Below are 17,752 nucleotides of genomic sequence, written 5' to 3' on the forward strand. Positions count from 1 at the left end.
TCAACGCCCCAACGGGTGTTCGGCGAGCCAGGCGCCCGCCACCGCCAACGCGTCGGCACCGGCGGCGACCTGGCGGCGCATGTCGGCCAGGGCCGCGGTGTCCAGCACACCCGCCACTTCGTTGAGTGCCAGCACCTGCCGATCGGTCAGCGCGTTGCGGCGGTAGAGCGGCACCACGTTCTCCGCTCGGATCAGCGCCGGTTTGCCGTCGGCCAGTGAAACCAGGTCGCCCGGAATGGCGGGGTCGGCGGTGGTGGTCCATCCCGTGGTCACCTGCCCGGCCAGGATCGCCGCGAACATCGTTGTGCCGTCTGGGAATTCACGAGGAGCCGGTAGCCGGCAGCCGCCGATCGCCGACGGCGCCTGATGACCGGCGACGATCCCGACAACCAACCCGTCACAGTGCTTGGGCAGCACGGAAAGATCGGCACTGCGGTCCTGTCCACCCCAGGCCTTGGCGGTCGGTTGGGTCACCAGCAGCACCGGCTTGTCCTCGGCGGCGGTGGTGTAGTCACCCGCGGCGATGCCCTCGGGCAGCGCCGACACCAAGGCGCGGTAGACCTGCGCGTCGGAGATCGCCGTGGCCCCGGGCTGCAAGCTCTGCAGCATCTGACCGGTGAAGGCGGGCGTGACGGTGAAGGCGCCGGAGTCCAGTCGCGCCATCGGATCGTCGGCGGTCTGAACCTCCGCGGCGAAACCGTAGGACCGCAGGGCCGCGAGGTAGACGCCGGCCAGCAGCCTCGACGTCGGATCGTTGCGGGAACCGACCACCAGAGCGGGCGCATCGCGGTGATCGCGGGTACCGGCCGAACAGCCGGCGCAGAGCGAGGCGACGAGCACGGCGGCGATCAGCAGCGCCGCCAGCTTGCCGATTCTCACGCCGAGGAGTCTGCCGCCTGCGCCACGGCTTGCGCCACCGCCTCGCCGATACCCGGCTCCAGTGGGCTCGGCACGATCCGGTCGGCCGAGAGGTCGTCGCTGACGACGGCGAAGATCGCCTCGGCCGCGGCCACCATCATCTTTTGCGTGATCCGCCGCGCCCCGGCGTCCAACGCGCCGCGGAACACCCCGGGGAACGCCAGCACATTGTTGATCTGGTTCGGGAAGTCGCTGCGACCGGTAGCCACCACGGCGGCGTACTTGGCTGCGATGTCGGGACGGATCTCCGGGTCGGGATTCGACAGCGCGAACACGACGCAGTCCGGGGCCATCGTGGCGATGAGCTCCTCGGGCACCACGCCGGCCGACACCCCCAGGAACACGTCGGCTTCCTTGAGTGCTTCCACCATGCCGCCGGCCAGACCGCGGGGGTTACTGCTGCGTGCCAGGTCGGTCTTGACGACGTTCATGTCGTCGCGGCCAATGTGCAGGATGCCGCGCGAGTCGAGCACGGTAACATCCGAAACCCCCATGGCGAGAAGGAGTTTCGAACACGCGACGCCTGCCGCCCCGGCACCCGAGACCACCACCCGCATCGAGCCCATGTCGCGGCCGAGCAGCTTGGCTGCACCCATCAGCGCGGCCAGCACGACGATCGCGGTGCCGTGCTGGTCGTCGTGCATCACCGGGCAGTCCAGCGCCTCGATGGCCCGTCGTTCGATCTCGAAGCAGCGCGGTGCCGAGATGTCCTCGAGATTGACCGCACCGAACGTCGGCCGCAGCCGCACCAGGGTTTCGACGATCTCGTCGGGATCCTTGGTGTCCAGCACGATCGGGATCGCGTCCAGGCCGGCGAACTGTTTGAACAGCGCGCTCTTGCCCTCCATCACCGGCAGCGCCGCCGCCGGTCCGATGTCGCCGAGACCGAGCACCGCACTGCCGTCGCTGACGACGGCCACCAGCCGGTTCGCCCACGTGTAGCGATCGGCCAGGGTGTGGTCGGCGGCGATGGCCCGACTGACCTGTGCGACGCCCGGCGTATAGGCGATCGACAACGCGCGCTGCGTGTCCAGCGGGACCTTCATCTCGACCGAAAGCTTCCCACCTACGTGGGCGTCGAAGATCTCGTCGTCGCCGATGTCGATCTGTGACGGCACGATTTCGGACACGCGCCCAGGGTACTGACTACTCATTAGTAGCCCTAATCGACTGTGTCCGAGCCTTTCAGATCAGCTTCAGCTCGGTGACCGCCGCGCGCTCGTCGACCAGCTCGGCGGTGGTCTTGTCGATGCGGCCGCGGGAGAACTCGTCGATCTCCAGCCCCTGCACGATGGACCAGTTGCCGTCCTTGGTGGTCACCGGGAACGACGACACAATGCCCTCGGGCACGCCGTAGGAGCCGTCGGAGTACACCGCCATCGACACCCAGTCACCGTCCGGGCTGCCCAGCAGCCAGGAGCGGGCGGCATCGACGGTGGCCGAGGCGGCCGAGGCGGCCGAGGACGCGCCGCGCGCGTCGATGATCGCCGCACCACGCTTGGCCACGGTCGGGATGAAGTCGTTCTCGATCCAGTCCTGGTCGCCCACCACCTCGGCGGCGTTCTTGCCGCCGACCTCGGCGTGGAAGATGTCCGGGTACTGGGTGGCCGAGTGGTTGCCCCAGATGGTCACCTTCTTGATGTCGGTGACCGCGGCGCCGGTCTTCTTGGCCAGCTGCGAGATCGCCCGGTTGTGGTCCAGTCGGGTCAGCGCGGAGAACCGCTCCTTGGGAATGTCGGGAGCGTTGCTGAGCGCGATCAGTGCGTTGGTGTTGGCCGGGTTACCGGTCACGCCGATGCGGATGTCGTCGGCGGCGACCGAGTTCAGCGCCTTGCCCTGCGCGGTGAAGATCGCGCCGTTGGCTTCCAGCAGGTCGCTGCGCTCCATGCCCGGGCCGCGCGGCCGCGCGCCGACCAGCAGCGCCAGGTTCACGCCGTCGAAGATCTTGTTGGCGTCCGCGCCGATCTCGACGCCAGACAGCAACGGGAACGCGCAGTCGTCGAGTTCCATCACGACGCCCTCGAGTGCCTTGAGCGCGGGCTCGATCTCGAGCAGCCGCAGTTCGATCGGGCGGTCGGGTCCCAGCAGGGAGCCGCTGGCCAGGCGGAACAACAGGCTGTAGCCGATCTGGCCGGCGGCACCGGTGACGGCGACCTTCAGAGGAGTTGCGCTCACGTCGTTGGCTCCTTATGGAGAAAGTTCGGTCGTTTAGCTTCCGGTCGAAACTAGCGCACCCCCGCTGGCCGGAAATCTCCGGTCCGACGCCGCGCAGAATTCATCGCGGCCGCTCGGGCAACCGATCCCCCGGCGTGCCTTTTCATTCGGCGTTTTACCAGTACGCGTAGCATGGAGCACCGCTCTGCCAGACCTGCGCTGCGTGAGGAGGTTACGGTGTTCGAGGGTTTCGACGCACTGCCGGAAGCGCTTCGCACGATCGCGCACGAGCCGCGTCCCGAACCCGAGGCGGCGCCACCCGCCCGACGCGATGCCCTGGTCGACTGCGCCGTCTACGTCGCAGGCCAACGACTGCCCGGCAAGTTCAGCTACACGGCCGCCCGCAGCAAGGTGCACCAGATCGAGATGCTGGGGCATGAGGCCTTCGTCTGGGTCGGCTTGTACGAGCCGGACCAGACCCAGATGAAGGAAGTGGCCGACGTTTTCGGGTTGCACGCCCTGGCCGTCGAAGACGCGGTCTGCGCCCATCAGCGACCCAAACTGGAGCGCTACGACGACACGCTGGTGCTGGTGCTCAAGACGGTCCAGTACGTCCCGCACGAGTCGGTGGCGCTGGCGCGCGAGATCGTGCAGAGCGGCGAGGTGATGGTCTTTGTCGGCAAGGATTTCGTGGTCACGGTCCGCCACGGCGAGCACAGTGGACTGGCCGACGTGCGCAAAGGCTTGGAAGCCGACGGCGAACAGCTGCGGCTGGGCCCGTTCGCGGTGATGCACGCGATCGCCGACCACGTCGTGGATCACTACCTCGAGGTGACCCAGTTGATGGAAAGCGACATCGACAGCATCGAGGAAGTGGCCTTCGCCCCGGGCCGCAAGCTGGACATCGAACCGATCTACATGCTCAAGCGCGAGGTCGTCGAGCTTCGCCGTTGCGTCAACCCGCTGTCGGCGGCGTTTCACCGGATCCAGGTGGAGAACAAGGACCTGATCTCCAAAGAGGTCCGGCGCTATCTGCGCGACGTCGGTGATCACCACTCCGAGGCCGCCGACCAGATCGCCAGCTACGACGACATGCTCAACTCGCTGGTGCAGGCCGCGCTGGCCCGGGTCGGCATGCAGCAGAACAACGACATGCGCAAGATGGCGGCCTGGGCCGGTATCTTGGCGGTGCCCACCATGGTCGCCGCCATCTACGGCATGAACTTCCATTTCATGCCCGAGCTGGACTGGACGTATGGCTACCCGGGGATCATGGCGTTGATGACGTTGGCCTGCCTGGTCCTGTACTTCCAATTCCGGCGCAACAACTGGCTTTAACCCCGGTGTCGGGTACTGACTCAGTGTGGTTGTGCCGCAAGCCGATTCGGGTCCAGCACGTCGACACCGTCGCTCTGCCACGCCTGCCGCATGGCCTCGGCGCCTTTGAGCCGCACCCACGCCGCCTCGGTCGCGGTGATCGGCGTCGCCGCCAGAAACGTCACCGGATCGCGCGGCGGCTGAAGCGGCAGATCTGCAATGTCGCTGCGGCCCAACAGAACAGCGGTGAAGGGGACCCGACGTGACGGCCATGCCCACAGCGGCGAACCGAGATCGATCAGCGCATCGGCGACGAGCACCACACCGTCGACGGCCGGTGCGGCCGCCAGTATCGCCAGGCTGCGTGCAATTCCGGTGGCCGGCCCCGGATCTCGCAAGCAGAGCACGATCTCTGCGCGCGGGCCGCGCTGCGGATCGACGACGATTTCGGCAGGATCGCCCATCGGGTGGCGCGAGCATCCCAGCGACACGTACTGCACCAAGCCGTCTTTCGCGCGGAACCGCAGCACTTCGGTCGGCTCGGCACCCAGAAAGGTCACCCTCGCCGAGTCGGGCTCACCCCACTGACCCGCCTTCGCGAAGTGGTCGCGCAGGTGGGCACGGACCTGGTCCAGAATCTGCGTCACGCGCTCGGCACGGTCAGGTTCGCACCTGAATCGGCGTCGAACACGGCGAGTTTCGCGGTGTCAAAGGCCAATTCGAGCGTCTGGCCGATGACGGCCTTGGACTCGGCGGGAACCCTTGCCACGAACTGGTTTTCGACGACCTTCGACTCGGCGGCCAGGTCGTCGAGCTGCGCCGAATGCACGTCGCATCCGGCGGTGGTGAAGTACACATACTTGTCGGCCCCCAGCGATTCGACCAGGTCGACCGTCACCTCGAAGGTCGTCGCCGTGATGCGCTGGTAGCCGTCGATCAACGCGGCGTCCAGCAGGTGCTCGGGCCGCACCCCGACGATGACGTTGTCTGCTTTCGGGTGCCCGGCGATCACATCCTGCACGTCCGGAGCCAGCATCACCTCACCGAAGGGCAGCGTCAGCCCCGACGATGTCAGCGTGGCGGGGAAGAAGTTCATCGGTGGTGAGCCGATGAAGCCCGCGACGAACAGATTCGCGGGGCGCTCGTAGAGCTCCGCGGGCGTGCCGACCTGCTGGGCGACACCGCCGTGCATCACCACCACGCGATCCCCCAGCGTCATCGCCTCGGTCTGGTCGTGGGTGACGTAAACGGTGGTGGTGCCCAGCCGGCGCTGCAGCCGGGCGATCTCGCCGCGCATCTGCACGCGCAGCTTGGCGTCGAGGTTGGACAACGGCTCGTCCATCAAGAAGGCCTTCGGCTGGCGCACGATGGCCCGGCCCATCGCGACACGCTGCCGTTGCCCACCCGACAATTGGGAGGGCTTGCGATCCAGAAGTTCGCTCAGGTCAAGGATTTTCGCTGCTTCTTCGACCTTCTGCGCGATGTCGGCCTTTTTCATCTTCGCCAGGGTCAGCGGGAAGGCGATGTTTTGGCGAACCGTCATGTGCGGATACAGCGCGTAGGACTGGAACACCATCGCGATGTCGCGGTCCTTGGGCGCCTTCTCGTTGACGCGTTCGCCTCCGATGCGCAGCTCGCCCGAGGAGATATCCTCAAGGCCGGCAATCATATTCAGCGTGGTGGTCTTGCCACAGCCGGACGGGCCGACCAGGATCAGGAATTCGCCGTCGGCAATGGTGAGGTTTAGGTCGGCCACCGCGGTGTGCCCATCGGGGTAACTCTTGTTGACGTGCTCCAGCACAATCTCGGCCATCGCGTTATCCCTTCACGGCGCCTGAGGTCAACCCGGCGACAATCCGTCGTTGGAAGATTAGAACAAACACGATGATCGGCACCGTAATCACGATCGCACCGGCCGCGATTGATCCGGTTGGTTCCTCGAATTGGGAGCTGCCGGGAAAATTCGCGATCGCCACCGGCGCGGTGATCGCCGCCTTGGTGGCGGTCAGCGACAGCGCCAGCAGCAGGTCGTTCCAGGCGAAGATGAACACCAGAATCGCCGCGGTCACCAACCCGGGCGCGGTCAGCGGGACGATGATCCTGCGGAAGGCCTGCCCCGGCGTGGCACCGTCCATCTTGGCCGCCTTCTCCAGATCCCAGGGGATCTCGCGGAAGAAGGCCGACAAGGTGTAGATGGAAAGCGGCAACGCGAAGGTGATGTAGGGCAGAATCAGCCCCGGCCAGGTGTCGAAAAGCCCTACCCAGCGTTCGATTTCGAACAGCGGCGTGACCAGCGAGATAGCCGGGAACATGGTGATCAGCAAGGTCGAGCCGATCAGCAACCGCTTGCCGGGAAAGTTCAGCCGGGCGATCGCGTAGGCAGCCATCGCGCCGAGGGCCACCGCGACCGCGGTGGCGATCAGTGCGATTCCGATCGAGTTGACCAGCGCCGAGGTGAAGACGTCGCCGCGGAAGATACCGCGATAGTTTTCCAGCGTCACCGACGACGGAATCAGCTTGCCGTCCCGGACAGTTGACGTCGGCTTCAGCGACAGGCTGAGAATCCAGAGCACCGGCACCAGCGCGTACACCACGACAACCGTGTTGATCACGACCCACATCGCGGTGCGCCGCGCGCCCGCCGACTCAACGCCCATCGACGTCACCACCCGGAGCGGCGGCGCCGAACACGTTGATGAAAATCAGCGCGATGATGCCCACACAGACGAAGATCAGCACGCTGATCGCCGAGCCCAGGCCGACGTCGAAGCCTTCAAAAAGGTTGTCGTAGCCCAGGATCGACACCGAACCGGTGTTGTTGTTGCCCTCGGTCAGAACGTAGATGTTGTCGAAGATACGAAACGCGTCCAGGGTCCGGAACAACAGCGCGACCACGACCGCGGGCTTGATGATCGGCAGCATGATCCTGGTCAGCCGCAGCCAGGCGCCGGCGCCGTCGACCTGACCGGCCTTCAGCAGATCCTCTGGCACCAGCGCCAGCCCGGCCAGCAACAGCAGCGACATGAACGGCGTCGTCTTCCAGACCTCGGCGATCACGACGATGCCCAGCGATGGGATCTGCTGGGTGAGCGGCGCGCTGCCGTGCGGCAGCAGGTCGGCCAGATAACCGGTGCCCGGCGTCCACGCGTAGTACCAGCTGTAGGCGGCGACCACGGTCACAATGCCGTAGGGCACCAGCACTGCGGTGCGAACCACACCCCGACCGATCAGGGTGTGATGCATCACCAGCGCAAGCGCCAGGCCGAGCACGAACTCGAGCGACACCGACACCACCGTGATGGCCAGCGTCACCGCCAGCGCCGTCCACCAATACCGGTCGGTCAGGATCGTCTGGTAATTGCTCAATCCGATGAACCTGGTGTCGTTCGGGGTGGCCAGATTGTTGTGCTGCAGGCTGAGCCAGACGGCGTAACCGATCGGGTAGGCCGTCACCGCCACCATCAGCGTCGCCGCGGGCGCAACGAGCATGAAGGCCAGTCGCTGCTCGGGTGGGCGGTTCCAGAGTCGGGTCAGGCGCCTCACGGCAACAGCCCCTTGCCGTCGATCGCCTTGCGCACCTGGATCGCGAGTTCGTCGGCGGTGTGTTCCGGGTCGATCTCGGTGATCGGGCTCAGCGCCGCCGCCATCCGAATGGACACCGCTTGGTAGGCCGGCGTCGCGGGGCGCACCGCGGCGTCGGTCAGCTGCTGGCGAATGATCGGGTACATCGGGTATTTGGTCTGGAATTGCGGGTCGGAGTACACCGATGTCCGCACCGGGGGCAGCCCGCCACGGATCGAGATGTACTTCTGGTTCGCCAGGTTGCGCAGGCACCGGATCGCCTCGAAGGCTTCGGCCTTGTGCCGGGTGGTGCTGGCCACCGCCAGGTTCAGCCCGCCGATCGTCACCTTGGCCGGCCTACCCGGCACCACACCCGGGTAGGGCGCGAACCCGAAAACCTTTTGGCTGGCCTGATAGGCGATCTGGAATTGCTCGTCGCTGGGCGCGAACGTGCCGAACTGGTTGATGCTGTCGGCCAGCGCTGGAATCCGGTTGAGCGGAAGGAAGTTCACGCCGCCCTTGACCGCGTTCTCCAGCATCGACGCCATGACGTAGGGCCAGTTGACTTCCAGCGCGGCGTTGCCCTGTTCGAGCGCCAGCCGCGCCGTGCTCGCGTCGGTGCGGTTGATCGACGGATCGGCTCCCGGCGCGGTGGCCACCGTCTTGAGGATGCGCAGGGCGCTGACGGTGGCGGCCCGGTGTGCCGCAGTGTCGGTCAGGGTGACCTGCCGGCCGTCGTCGGACAGCACCTGACCGCCGGCGCTGACCAGCAGCGTGTTGAACCACGCCACCAGGCCCTCGTCCTGGTGGGCCTGCACGGCGATCCAGCTGGGCAACCCGGCGGCGTGCAATCGGGTGGCCTCGGCGACCATGCCGTTCCAGTCCAGCGGTGGCTGATGCACCAAATCCGGTCTATACCAAAGCAATTGGGTGTTCGTTGCGATGGGCGCGGCGTAGAGCTGGTGTTTCCAGCGAGCCGTTGCGAGCGGGCCCGGCAGCGTGTCGACGGTGGCGTCGGCCTCGGCCCGACCGGCCGGGTCGTCGGTCAGCGGCAGCGCCCAGCCCGCTTCGGCGAACTCGGCGGTCCAGATCACGTCCAGCGACATCACGTCCATCGTGCGGTCGTGACCGGCCAGCCGCCGGGCGTATTGCAACCGTTGCGCGCCAGGGGCTCTGGGGAGGCTGATGTGCGAAACGGTGTAGCGGCCGCCGGCCTCCTGGCTGCAGCGCCGCGCGACCTCGTCGAACGTCGCGCCGTCGGCGGCCGGGGTGTAGAAGGTGACCACCAGGCCGCCGTGGCCGGACCCGCAGGCGGCCAGCACCGACACGGTCAGCATCGCCAGCACGATTGCGCTTACTCGGCGCACCCGCCCGTGGCGACTCACCAGCAAATTAAATCGCCAGTCGCGCAAGCAAATCCCGGGCGCGCTCGGCATTCTGCGGATCGCAGAGTACATCGTAGCGGCCGGCAACCAGTTGCATCGTCGAGCTGAAATCCCTTGTGCCACGGGCCATTGAGTACGGAACAGCGGAGGTGATCAATCCGAAGAACACCCCGGCGACCAAGCCGGTCGCCAGCGCGCCCCACGGGTTGGGGCTGAAGAAGCCGAGCACCAACCCGATGAACAGCCCGAGCCAGGCCCCGCTGAGCACACCGCCGCCGAGCACCTTGGGCCAGGAAAGCCGGCCGGTGACCCGCTCGACCTGCATCAGGTCGACGCCGACGATCGTCACCTGCTGCACCGGGAACTGCTGCTCGGACAGGTAGTCGACGGCGCGCTGCGCCTCGGCATAGGTGGGATAAGAGCCCACCGGCCAGCCCTTGGGCGGAGTCGGCAACTGCGGCACACCGCGCCGGCCCGCGGCCGCGCCAGTGGGCGTTGAACCGGGGACTTGGCCAGGCTGGAAAGGACTAGTCATTGCAGCTCATTCTCCTACGCCGGGGCCGTAGTTTCACCTCGGCCCTCCCACCCTATCGAGGCAGCCTGCAAGCTAGGTTGAACACCATGACAGCTCCCGGCGGTGCCAGTGGAGAAGACGCCGCCGACCCGCACGCGCCCGGCGGGCGGCCTGCTGCCCAGCCGGGCTGGGCAGCCCCCTGGAATCCCCCGGGCGCGCCGCCACCCGCGCACTATCCGCCCCCGCCCTACCCCCCGCCCGGCTACCCGCTCGATTACCCGCAGTTCACCCCGCCGTTCGGCTACCAGCAGCCGCCCGGCGCGCCGTCCTACCCACCGGGACCTGCGCAATTCGGCGGCCCGCCGCCCGGCTACGGTCCTGCGCCGTATCCCGGCGGCTATTACCCGGCACCGGATTATCCGGGCGATTACTGGTCGCACGAGGGCGTCCGGTCAGGTACCAACGGGATGGCGATCGCGGCGCTGATCACGTCGTTCACCGGCTTGTTCTGCTGCATCGGCGGGATCGCGGCGATCGTGCTGGGCACGATCGCGCTCGACCAGATCAAGCGAACCCGCCAAGACGGTTACGGCATGGCCGTCGCCGGCATCGTGATCGGCATCGCAACCCTGGTGGTGGCTCTGATCGTGATGATCTTCGCGGTGCACTCCCATTAGCGGGGCTCGCCCGAGCCGGTTCGCTGCCATCGCGCGACCGGCTGCCTAGGCTCTCTCCCATGGCATCGGTCAACAGGGTGTACGTGGCGCGGCTGGCGCGGATGTTGGTGTTGGGCCCGATGGGCGAGAACTTCGGTCGCATCCGCGACGTCGTGATCAGCATCAGCATCGTCCGCCAGCAACCGCGGGTGCTCGGCCTGGTGGTGGATCTGGCCACCCGCCGCAGCATCTTCATCCCGATGCTGCGCGTCGCCGCGATCGAGCCCAACGCCGTCACCCTGAACACCGGCAGCGTGTCCCTGCGCCACTTCGAGCAGCGTCCGGGCGAGGTGCTGGCGATCGGTCAGATCCTCGACACTCCCGTCACGGTCAACGATCCCGAGCTGCCGGAATTGGTCGGGCGCGACGTCGTGATCACCGACTTGGGCATCGAGCAGTCCCGGACCCGCGATTGGCTGGTGACCAGGATCGCGGTGCGAAGCCAGCGTCGGCTCGGCCGGCGTGGACCGGCACACGTCGTCGACTGGCAAAGCGTGCACGGATTGACACCGTCGGCGTTGGCGATGCCGGGCCAGGCGGTGGCGCAACTGCTCCACCAGTTCGAGGGACGCCGCGCGGTCGACGTGGCCGATGCGATCCGCGGTCTGCCGCCCAAGCGTCGCCTCGAGGTGTTCAAGGCGCTCGGCGACGAGCGGTTGGCCGACATCCTGCAGGAGTTGCCGGAATCCGAGCAGGCCGACGCGCTGTCGCACCTGGGGACCGAACGCGCAGCCGACGTGCTCGAGGAGATGGACCCCGACGACGCCGCCGACCTGCTCGGGGAACTGAGTCCGACGGACGCGGAACTGCTGCTGGCCCGGATGGACCCCGACGAATCCGCCCCGGTGCGAAGGCTTTTGAAACACTCACCCGACACCGCAGGCGGGTTGATGACGTCGGATCCGGTGGTGCTGACCGCCGACACCACGGTCGCCGAGGCGCTGGCTCTGGTCCGCGATCCCGACCTCACCCCCGCGCTGTCGTCGATGGTGTTCGTGACGCGCCCGCCGACGGCCACACCCACCGGGAAGTATCTGGGCTGCGTCCCGCTGCAGAAACTGCTGCGCGAACCGCCCAGCGAGCTGGTCGGCGGAATCGTCGACAACGATCTGCTCACCCTGGCCCCGGAGACCACCTTGGCCTCGGTGACGCGCTACTTCGCCGCTTACAACCTGGTGTGCGGACCCGTCGTCGACGATCAGCGCCACCTGCTGGGCGCGGTCACCGTGGACGACCTGCTCGATCACCTGCTGCCGCACGATTGGCGCGCCCAAGCCCAAGAGTTGACCGCCGCCGTCCGAGGCGCCGACGTATCCGAGGGGGCCTCGTGAGCAAATCGCCGGCGGTGCGCAGGCTATACACCCCGCGCACCTCGCGGGGGATCTCACTGCGGGTGGACCCCGAGGCGGTGGGACAGAGCACCGAGGCGATCGCGCGGTTCTTCGGGACCGGCCGCTACCTGCTGATCCAGTCCATCGTCGTGGTGGTGTGGATCGCGATCAACCTGGTCGCCGTCGAATGGCGCTTCGACCCGTACCCGTTCATCCTGCTGAACCTGGCCTTCTCCACCCAGGCCGCCTACGCCGCGCCGCTGATCCTGCTGGCCCAGAATCGGCAGGAGAACCGGGACCGGGTTGCCCTCGACGAGGATCGTCGCCGTGCCGCCCAGACCAAAGCCGACACCGAGTATCTGTCGCGCGAGCTGGCCGCCCTACGGCTGGCGATCGGCGAGGTCGTGACCCGCGAATACCTGCGCGATGAGCTGGATGAACTGCGCGCCCTGCTGACCGGACCGGACGCGCAGACCCGGGCCCAGGAGCCCCCAACCCGGCGGTGATCACCCGATTCGGGCCAGGTACGGACCAGGGGCGAACCGCTAAGAGATCCCCGTGAATACCGAATCCGCCATTGCGCCACTCCCGTCACAAGAGTTATGTATGGTGATCTAGTTCACGAGGCTAAGAACAGGTTTCCGGCAGCTCACACGGTCTGCGGCGACCCACATACTTAGGACGGTGGAGTGCGCATAGGGGGTCGCTTGGGTGCCCACCCGGCCGTCGCGGCGGTGCGGAAGCCGAGGCTTCCGGTTACCCGGGCTCAGGCCTTCAGCGTGGCGGTGATCAGTCCATTGGTGTTCGCGGGTGCCGTCGGCGCCACGCCTGAGCCGTTACACGGACACGCGAAGAGCCCCATTCCGTCGGTGCATGCCGTCATCACCCCGGTCGCCGCGGTTTCCCCGACCGTCCCCGATCTGTCCGGACCGGTTGTCATCGCGATCGACCGGGCGCCGACGGCCTTCCACGTCGCGGCGGGCGCCTCCTCGGCACCGCCGCCGCCCAGGGTGGTGAGTGCGCCTGGCGCGCTGGGCATTCCGATGATGGCGCTGACCGCCTACCGCAACGCCGAACAGAAGATGTCGGTGTCCGACCCGGCCTGCGGGGTCAGCTGGAACCTGCTGGCCGGCATCGGGCGCATCGAGTCCGGGCATGCCGGCGGCGGCGCCGTCGACGCTCGCGGCACCGCGGTCACCCCGATCTACGGGCCTTCGCTGGACGGCACGCTGCCCGGCAACGAGGTGATCGTTTCCAGCAACGTCGGCAACCGCGTCACCTACGCGCGTGCGATGGGCCCCATGCAATTCCTGCCCGGCACCTGGGCTCGGTATGCCGCCGACGGCGACGGCGACGGCATCGCCGACCCGCAGAACCTGTTCGACTCCACGCTGACCGCGGCCCGCTACCTGTGCAGCGGCGGGCTCAACCTGCGCGACCCGGCCCAGGTCATGGCCGCGATCCTGCGCTACAACAACTCGACGGCCTACGCCCAGAACGTGCTGGGCTGGGCCGCGGCGTATGCCACCGGCGTGGTCCCGGTCGACCTGCCGCCGATTACCGGGCCGCCGCCGCCGCTCGGCAACGCGCACGACGAGCACCCCGAGGGCCTCGGGCCCGGCCTGCCCATCAACATGATCGGCCTGCCGCAGGACGATCCGATGGCGCGGATGCCGCTGATCGACCTGACCGGCCAGCAGCAGCAGGTCAACCCGACGCAGCCGATGTTCCCCTGGATGCCGCAGCCCAACACCCCGCCGCAGCCGACGATGGGCCCCATGCCCGGGTGCACGGTGATCTGCATCAGCTCGCAAACCCCGCCGCCGCAGGGTGCTGCGCAGCCGTTCGCGCCGCTGGCCCCGCCGCCGCCACCGAACGCGCCGCCGCCCTGGACGCCGCCGTGGGCGCAACCGCCGGCCGCGCCACCACCTCCGGACCCGCAGGCCGTGCCGCCGAGTGCTCCGGCTCCGGCCGCCGCGCCGAACCCGGCAGCCGCAACGCCCAGCGTGGCACCCGCGCCGAAGCCGGCCACCCCGGCGCAGGCACCCGCGCCGACGCACTGACCCGCCTGCCAGCAGCGCGAAAGGCGAGCCGCCTACACTCGGCGGTGATGTCTGGTCACGACACTGCCGATCTGAATGCAGCTATCCGCGCCGCCTTGGGCAAGGTGATCGACCCCGAATTGCGGCGTCCCATCACCGAACTCGGGATGGTCAAGAGCATCGACGTCGCCTCCGACGGCGGCGTGCACGTCGAGATCTACCTGACCACCGCCGCCTGCCCGAAGAAGACCGAGATCAGCGATCGGGTCGGCCAGGCCGTCGCCGACGTCCCCGGCACCGGGGCGGTGAAAGTCAGCCTGGACGTGATGAACGACGAGCAGCGCACCGAGCTGCGCAAGCAGCTGCGCGGCGACGCGAGCGAGCCCGTCATCCCGTTCGCCCAGCCCAGCTCGCTGACCCGGGTCTACGCGGTCGCGTCCGGCAAGGGCGGCGTCGGGAAGTCGAGCGTGACGGTCAACCTGGCCGCCGCGATGGCCGCGCGCGGTCTGTCGGTCGGCGTGCTGGACGCCGACATCCACGGCCATTCCGTCCCCCGGATGATGGGCACTTCCGACCGGCCCACCCAGGTCGAGTCGATGATTCTGCCGCCGATCGCCCACGAGGTGAAGGTGATCTCGATCGCCCAGTTCACCGAGGGCAACGCGCCGGTGGTGTGGCGCGGGCCGATGCTGCACCGGGCGCTGCAGCAGTTTCTGGCCGACGTCTACTGGGGCGACCTGGACGTGTTGCTGCTCGACCTGCCGCCCGGCACCGGCGACATCGCCATCTCGGTGGCCCAGCTGATCCCCAACGCGGAGATCCTGGTCGTCACCACGCCGCAGCTGGCCGCGGCCGAGGTCGCCGAGCGGGCCGGCAGCATCGCGCTGCAGACCCGCCAGCGCATCGTCGGCGTGGTGGAGAACATGTCGGGGCTGGTGCTGCCGGACGGCTCCACGATGCAGGTGTTCGGCGAGGGCGGCGGCGCGCAGGTGGCCGAGCGGCTCAGCCGCGCGGTGGGTGCCGACGTGCCGCTGCTGGGTCAGATTCCGCTGGACCCGGCGCTGGTCGCCGCCGGCGATTCCGGTGTGCCGATCGTGCTGAGCGCACCCGATTCGCCGGTGGGCAAGGAGCTGCGCAGCGTCGCCGACAAGCTGTCGTCGCGCAAGCGGGGCTTGGCGGGCGTGTCGCTGGGGCTGGACCCGACGCGGAAGTAGGCCTGATCGCCGCCAGCGTAAGCAGGCCGCGATTTATGGTCGCGAAATTCGCACTGTGCTTACGCTCGCGGCTCCGTTAGGTCGCGTCGGTGTCGAACGGCGCCGGCCCGTGTTGCCGGGCCCCGAATGTCGGAGTGCCGTTGGACCCCGGCCCCTCGGCCGACGGCTGCGGCCCAGTTCCGTTGACGGGCCGCTCGAAATTGCCGGTGAGGAACGAATCGTCGCCATCGAGCAGGTGTTTGGTCAGCGCCGCGCGCGGTGTCATGCCGCGCAGCTTCTGCAGCTCGCTCAGCGGGGCGCGCAGGTCGTCGAATTCGGGACCGATGTCCTCCCGCAGTTGACTGGTGACACCGCTGAGGTAGTCGCGGGCCTGACGCAACGCGGTCGACGTCCAGCGGATCGCGCCCGGAAGCCGTTCCGGGCCAAGGATTACCAGGCCGACCACGACGAGTACCAGGATGTGCTCCCAGCTCAGGCTGGAAAACATTTAACCGCTGTCGGCGTCGGGTTTGACGGTCAGGGTGACGTTGCGGCCATCGCGGACCACCTCGACCGGGGCGTCTTGCCCGATGGTCAGCTGGCGCACGGCGACCACGAACTCGTCGGCGTCGGCGACCTTGCGGCTACCGACCTTGACGATCACGTCGTTCTCCAGGATGCCGCCCTTTTGCGCGGGGCTGCCCGCCTTGACGTTGGCGACCTGGGCACCGGCGGCGATCGAGTTGCTCACCGACCGGGTGCTGACACCCAGCGTCGGGTGCACGATCTTGCCGTCTTTGATCAGCGTCTGCGCCACCGACTTGACCTCGTTCACCGGGATCGCGAAGCCAAGGCCACTTGCGCTGTCGGACAACGACTTTCCGGCGGTGTCGATACCGATCACCTGAGAGTCCATGTCGATCAGCGGACCACCGGAGTTGCCGTGGTTGATCGACGCGTCCGTCTGCAGGGCGTCGATGACGGTGTCGGTGTCAGATCCCTCGCCGGACAACGGGACCGGACGGTGCAGGGCGCTGATGATGCCGTGCGTCACGGTGCTGCGCAGGCCCAGCGGTGCACCCGCGGCGATCACCTCGTCGCCGACGCGCACCTTGTCGGAGTCGCCGAGCCGCGCCACGCTCAGGTTGTCGACGTTGTCGACCTTGAGCACGGCCAAGTCGGTCTTGGGATCGCGACCGACCAGGTTGGCCGGCACTTCCTTACCGTCGTTGAACACCACGGTCGTCTTGAACTGGCTGGGGTTGTTGGCGGCCTCGGAGATCACGTGATTGTTCGTGACGATGTAGCCGCGGCCGTCGATGACGACGCCGGAGCCTTGCATGCCTTCTTGTTCGCTCTTCGACTCGATGGTCACCACCGAGTTGGCGGTCGCGGCCGCCACTTTGGCGAAGCGGCCGGCCGGTTCTTCGGTGTTGTTGGGGGTCGACAGCGTCACCTTGGAGGTGGTGAAGGCCTCGACGACCTCGGCCGTCTTGTTGCCGATCAGCCCGCCGACGGCGCCGATCACCAGCGCGATGACGAACAGGACGGCCAGGGCCAGATAGGACACCTTCTTGCCGAACAGGACGTCGCGGACGCCGAGCTTGCCGGCGTATCCCGACGGCGTGTGCGCCGTGGTCTGGGCGACGGCCGGGGTCCCCAATGCCGCCGCGGCACCCGGGTCACGCCACGGATCGTCCGCCTCGTCCTCGTCGAAACCGTTCTGCTCGGCGGCCAGCGCGCTGGCGTCGATCGGGTGGCGCTGCAGTGTCTCGGTGCCGCCGACGGGCTTGCTGAATGCCTCCTCCAGCACCGGGTCGCGGCGCTGGTCGTGCGGGCTGAACTCGCCCTGGTCGCGGTACTTCGAGGGGCGCACTCGCTCCGCGACGAAGGATCCCTGGAGTCCATCCGGGCGACCGAAGGCCTGGCGCGCCGCAGGGTCGACCGGTGGGCGGGAAATGGGGCGCGGCGCCAGCCGGTTGGCTCCGTTGTCGCCGCCGTCTTGCCCCTGGTAGGAGCCTTGGTCGGAGGTCATGAATCCTCTACTTGAATGCTCGAAACGGGCCTCGCACGCCGGCCCCTGTCCAGGGCGAGCACCAGGCACAGAATTGTCCGTGTCCACCCTAGTATCCACGGTTGCTGAGCGGTCGACATGAACCCACGAGCTGGGGCAACCCGAGTGCTACCGGCGCTTACGCTGGTCGCGCACATTGCGATCAGCGAAACGGTCGGTCGCCTGCGATGGCGTGTCGTCGGGCGGGTAATGCGGGATCTCCGAGAGCATGCCGAGCAGAGCGCTGGGGATGCGGATCGGGTGGGAATCGCGCAGCGCGGCACGCGCCCGGCTCTGGTCGTCGACCTCGGACGCGCATTGCGGGCACAGCGAGAGGTGATGGGCGGCCCGCAGATGGGCGTTCATCCGCAGCTCACCGTCGACGAACGCGGCAATCGCCTCGACGGACAGGTGTTCGGTGGAACCGAATTGCCGTGGCGCGCCCACCGGCGCGTCACTCTGCGAGGCGAACTGTGCGGGGAGCCAGGAGAACGCGCGGCGGAACACATGTCCCCGGTCGGCCATCACCAGCCCCTTTCGCTGCCACGTACCCCTCGAATGTAGCGCG

The 17,752-nt window shown here is 67.9% G+C and carries 17 protein-coding genes and 1 pseudogene; 6 read left to right on the plus strand and 12 right to left on the minus strand.

Annotation, left to right across the window (positions count from 1 at the left end):
• The 3 genes from ACAG21_RS27395 to ACAG21_RS27405 are packed head-to-tail and all read right to left on the minus strand — an operon-like array spanning window position 1 to window position 3,093.
• Window positions 1–879, minus strand: a complete 879-nt coding sequence (locus ACAG21_RS27395) for a glycine betaine ABC transporter substrate-binding protein (protein ID WP_370499392.1) — start codon at window positions 877–879, stop codon at window positions 1–3.
• On the minus strand, window positions 876–2,072 hold the full coding sequence (locus tag ACAG21_RS27400) for an NADP-dependent malic enzyme (RefSeq protein WP_370499393.1): 1,197 nt from the start codon (window positions 2,070–2,072) through the stop codon (window positions 876–878). Before ACAG21_RS27400 ends, ACAG21_RS27395 begins: the two co-directional genes overlap by 4 nt.
• A 31-nt stretch (window positions 2,073–2,103) precedes the next feature.
• Window positions 2,104–3,093: a malate dehydrogenase gene (locus ACAG21_RS27405; RefSeq protein ID WP_370499394.1), complete on the minus strand. Its 990-nt coding sequence runs from the start codon at window positions 3,091–3,093 to the stop codon at window positions 2,104–2,106.
• A gap of 216 nt (window positions 3,094–3,309) precedes the next feature.
• On the opposite strand from ACAG21_RS27405, the gene corA reads away from it, so the two are divergent.
• Window positions 3,310–4,410, plus strand: a complete 1,101-nt coding sequence (gene corA / locus ACAG21_RS27410; protein ID WP_370499395.1) for a magnesium/cobalt transporter CorA — start codon at window positions 3,310–3,312, stop codon at window positions 4,408–4,410.
• Window positions 4,411–4,430: 20 nt separating this feature from the next.
• Here the strand turns inward: corA and ACAG21_RS27415 are convergent, their stop codons facing one another.
• Genes ACAG21_RS27415 through ACAG21_RS27440 form a run of 6 tightly spaced genes read right to left on the minus strand, consistent with a single transcriptional unit; the run spans window position 4,431 to window position 9,870 of the window.
• Window positions 4,431–5,036, minus strand: coding sequence for a suppressor of fused domain protein (locus ACAG21_RS27415; RefSeq protein WP_370499396.1), 606 nt, complete (start codon window positions 5,034–5,036; stop codon window positions 4,431–4,433).
• The gene (locus tag ACAG21_RS27420) at window positions 5,033–6,202 is read right to left on the minus strand and encodes an ABC transporter ATP-binding protein (RefSeq protein WP_370499397.1); all 1,170 of its coding nucleotides are present in this window, start codon (window positions 6,200–6,202) and stop codon (window positions 5,033–5,035) included. The genes ACAG21_RS27415 and ACAG21_RS27420 overlap by 4 nt, the downstream gene beginning before the upstream one ends.
• Before the next feature lie 4 nt (window positions 6,203–6,206).
• Window positions 6,207–7,046 (minus strand): carbohydrate ABC transporter permease, encoded by an 840-nt coding sequence (locus ACAG21_RS27425; RefSeq protein ID WP_370499398.1) that lies wholly within the window; start codon window positions 7,044–7,046, stop codon window positions 6,207–6,209.
• A complete protein-coding gene (locus ACAG21_RS27430) occupies window positions 7,036–7,878 on the minus strand; it encodes a carbohydrate ABC transporter permease (RefSeq protein WP_370499423.1) in 843 nt (280 codons plus the stop codon). Before ACAG21_RS27430 ends, ACAG21_RS27425 begins: the two co-directional genes overlap by 11 nt.
• A gap of 50 nt (window positions 7,879–7,928) precedes the next feature.
• The gene (locus tag ACAG21_RS27435) at window positions 7,929–9,287 is read right to left on the minus strand and encodes an extracellular solute-binding protein (protein ID WP_370499424.1); all 1,359 of its coding nucleotides are present in this window, start codon (window positions 9,285–9,287) and stop codon (window positions 7,929–7,931) included.
• A gap of 55 nt (window positions 9,288–9,342) precedes the next feature.
• Window positions 9,343–9,870: a general stress protein gene (locus tag ACAG21_RS27440; protein ID WP_096289652.1), complete on the minus strand. Its 528-nt coding sequence runs from the start codon at window positions 9,868–9,870 to the stop codon at window positions 9,343–9,345.
• Between the two features lie 86 nt (window positions 9,871–9,956).
• On the opposite strand from ACAG21_RS27440, the gene ACAG21_RS27445 reads away from it, so the two are divergent.
• From ACAG21_RS27445 to ACAG21_RS27465, 5 genes and pseudogenes are all read left to right on the plus strand, one after another.
• Window positions 9,957–10,526 (plus strand): DUF4190 domain-containing protein, encoded by a 570-nt coding sequence (locus ACAG21_RS27445; RefSeq protein ID WP_370499399.1) that lies wholly within the window; start codon window positions 9,957–9,959, stop codon window positions 10,524–10,526.
• Window positions 10,527–10,585: 59 nt separating this feature from the next.
• A pseudogene (locus tag ACAG21_RS27450) lies at window positions 10,586–11,894 on the plus strand (magnesium transporter MgtE N-terminal domain-containing protein); the annotation flags it as partial.
• Window positions 11,893–12,402 (plus strand): DUF1003 domain-containing protein, encoded by a 510-nt coding sequence (locus ACAG21_RS27455; RefSeq protein WP_370499425.1) that lies wholly within the window; start codon window positions 11,893–11,895, stop codon window positions 12,400–12,402. The pseudogene ACAG21_RS27450 and the gene ACAG21_RS27455, both read left to right, overlap by 2 nt.
• A 183-nt stretch (window positions 12,403–12,585) precedes the next feature.
• Window positions 12,586–13,959 (plus strand): lytic murein transglycosylase, encoded by a 1,374-nt coding sequence (locus ACAG21_RS27460; protein ID WP_370499400.1) that lies wholly within the window; start codon window positions 12,586–12,588, stop codon window positions 13,957–13,959.
• Between the two features lie 47 nt (window positions 13,960–14,006).
• A complete protein-coding gene (locus ACAG21_RS27465; RefSeq protein ID WP_370499401.1) occupies window positions 14,007–15,152 on the plus strand; it encodes an Mrp/NBP35 family ATP-binding protein in 1,146 nt (381 codons plus the stop codon).
• Between the two features lie 76 nt (window positions 15,153–15,228).
• Here the strand turns inward: ACAG21_RS27465 and tatB are convergent, their stop codons facing one another.
• From tatB to rseA, 3 genes are all read right to left on the minus strand, one after another.
• Window positions 15,229–15,639 (minus strand): Sec-independent protein translocase protein TatB, encoded by a 411-nt coding sequence (gene tatB, locus ACAG21_RS27470; RefSeq protein ID WP_370499402.1) that lies wholly within the window; start codon window positions 15,637–15,639, stop codon window positions 15,229–15,231.
• Window positions 15,640–17,166, minus strand: coding sequence for a S1C family serine protease (locus ACAG21_RS27475; RefSeq protein WP_370499403.1), 1,527 nt, complete (start codon window positions 17,164–17,166; stop codon window positions 15,640–15,642). It abuts the gene before it with no gap.
• Between the two features lie 147 nt (window positions 17,167–17,313).
• On the minus strand, window positions 17,314–17,709 hold the full coding sequence (rseA, locus tag ACAG21_RS27480; protein WP_370499404.1) for an anti-sigma E factor RseA: 396 nt from the start codon (window positions 17,707–17,709) through the stop codon (window positions 17,314–17,316).
• Window positions 17,710–17,752 lie beyond the last annotated feature (43 nt).

It is taken from the genome of Mycobacterium sp. pR1184, from assembly GCF_041287235.1.
In the GTDB taxonomy this organism is placed as follows: Bacteria; Actinomycetota; Actinomycetes; order Mycobacteriales; family Mycobacteriaceae; genus Mycobacterium.

What these genes read in the sequence shown, in the direction of transcription:
- ACAG21_RS27400 (WP_370499393.1), bottom strand. Translation starts at nt 2,072, where the DNA reads ATGAGTAGTCAGTACCCTGGGCGCGTGTCCGAAATCGTGCCGTCACAG.
- ACAG21_RS27420 (WP_370499397.1), bottom strand. Translation starts at nt 6,202, where the DNA reads ATGGCCGAGATTGTGCTGGAGCACGTCAACAAGAGTTACCCCGATGGG.
- ACAG21_RS27425 (WP_370499398.1), bottom strand. Translation starts at nt 7,046, where the DNA reads ATGGGCGTTGAGTCGGCGGGCGCGCGGCGCACCGCGATGTGGGTCGTG.
- ACAG21_RS27430 (WP_370499423.1), bottom strand. Translation starts at nt 7,878, where the DNA reads ATGCTCGTTGCGCCCGCGGCGACGCTGATGGTGGCGGTGACGGCCTAC.
- ACAG21_RS27435 (WP_370499424.1), bottom strand. Translation starts at nt 9,287, where the DNA reads ATGCTGACCGTGTCGGTGCTGGCCGCCTGCGGGTCCGGCCACGGCGGC.
- ACAG21_RS27440 (WP_096289652.1), bottom strand. Translation starts at nt 9,870, where the DNA reads ATGACTAGTCCTTTCCAGCCTGGCCAAGTCCCCGGTTCAACGCCCACT.
- ACAG21_RS27445 (WP_370499399.1), top strand. Translation starts at nt 9,957, where the DNA reads ATGACAGCTCCCGGCGGTGCCAGTGGAGAAGACGCCGCCGACCCGCAC.
- ACAG21_RS27465 (WP_370499401.1), top strand. Translation starts at nt 14,007, where the DNA reads ATGTCTGGTCACGACACTGCCGATCTGAATGCAGCTATCCGCGCCGCC.
- tatB (WP_370499402.1), bottom strand. Translation starts at nt 15,639, where the DNA reads ATGTTTTCCAGCCTGAGCTGGGAGCACATCCTGGTACTCGTCGTGGTC.
- ACAG21_RS27475 (WP_370499403.1), bottom strand. Translation starts at nt 17,166, where the DNA reads ATGACCTCCGACCAAGGCTCCTACCAGGGGCAAGACGGCGGCGACAAC.
- rseA (WP_370499404.1), bottom strand. Translation starts at nt 17,709, where the DNA reads ATGGCCGACCGGGGACATGTGTTCCGCCGCGCGTTCTCCTGGCTCCCC.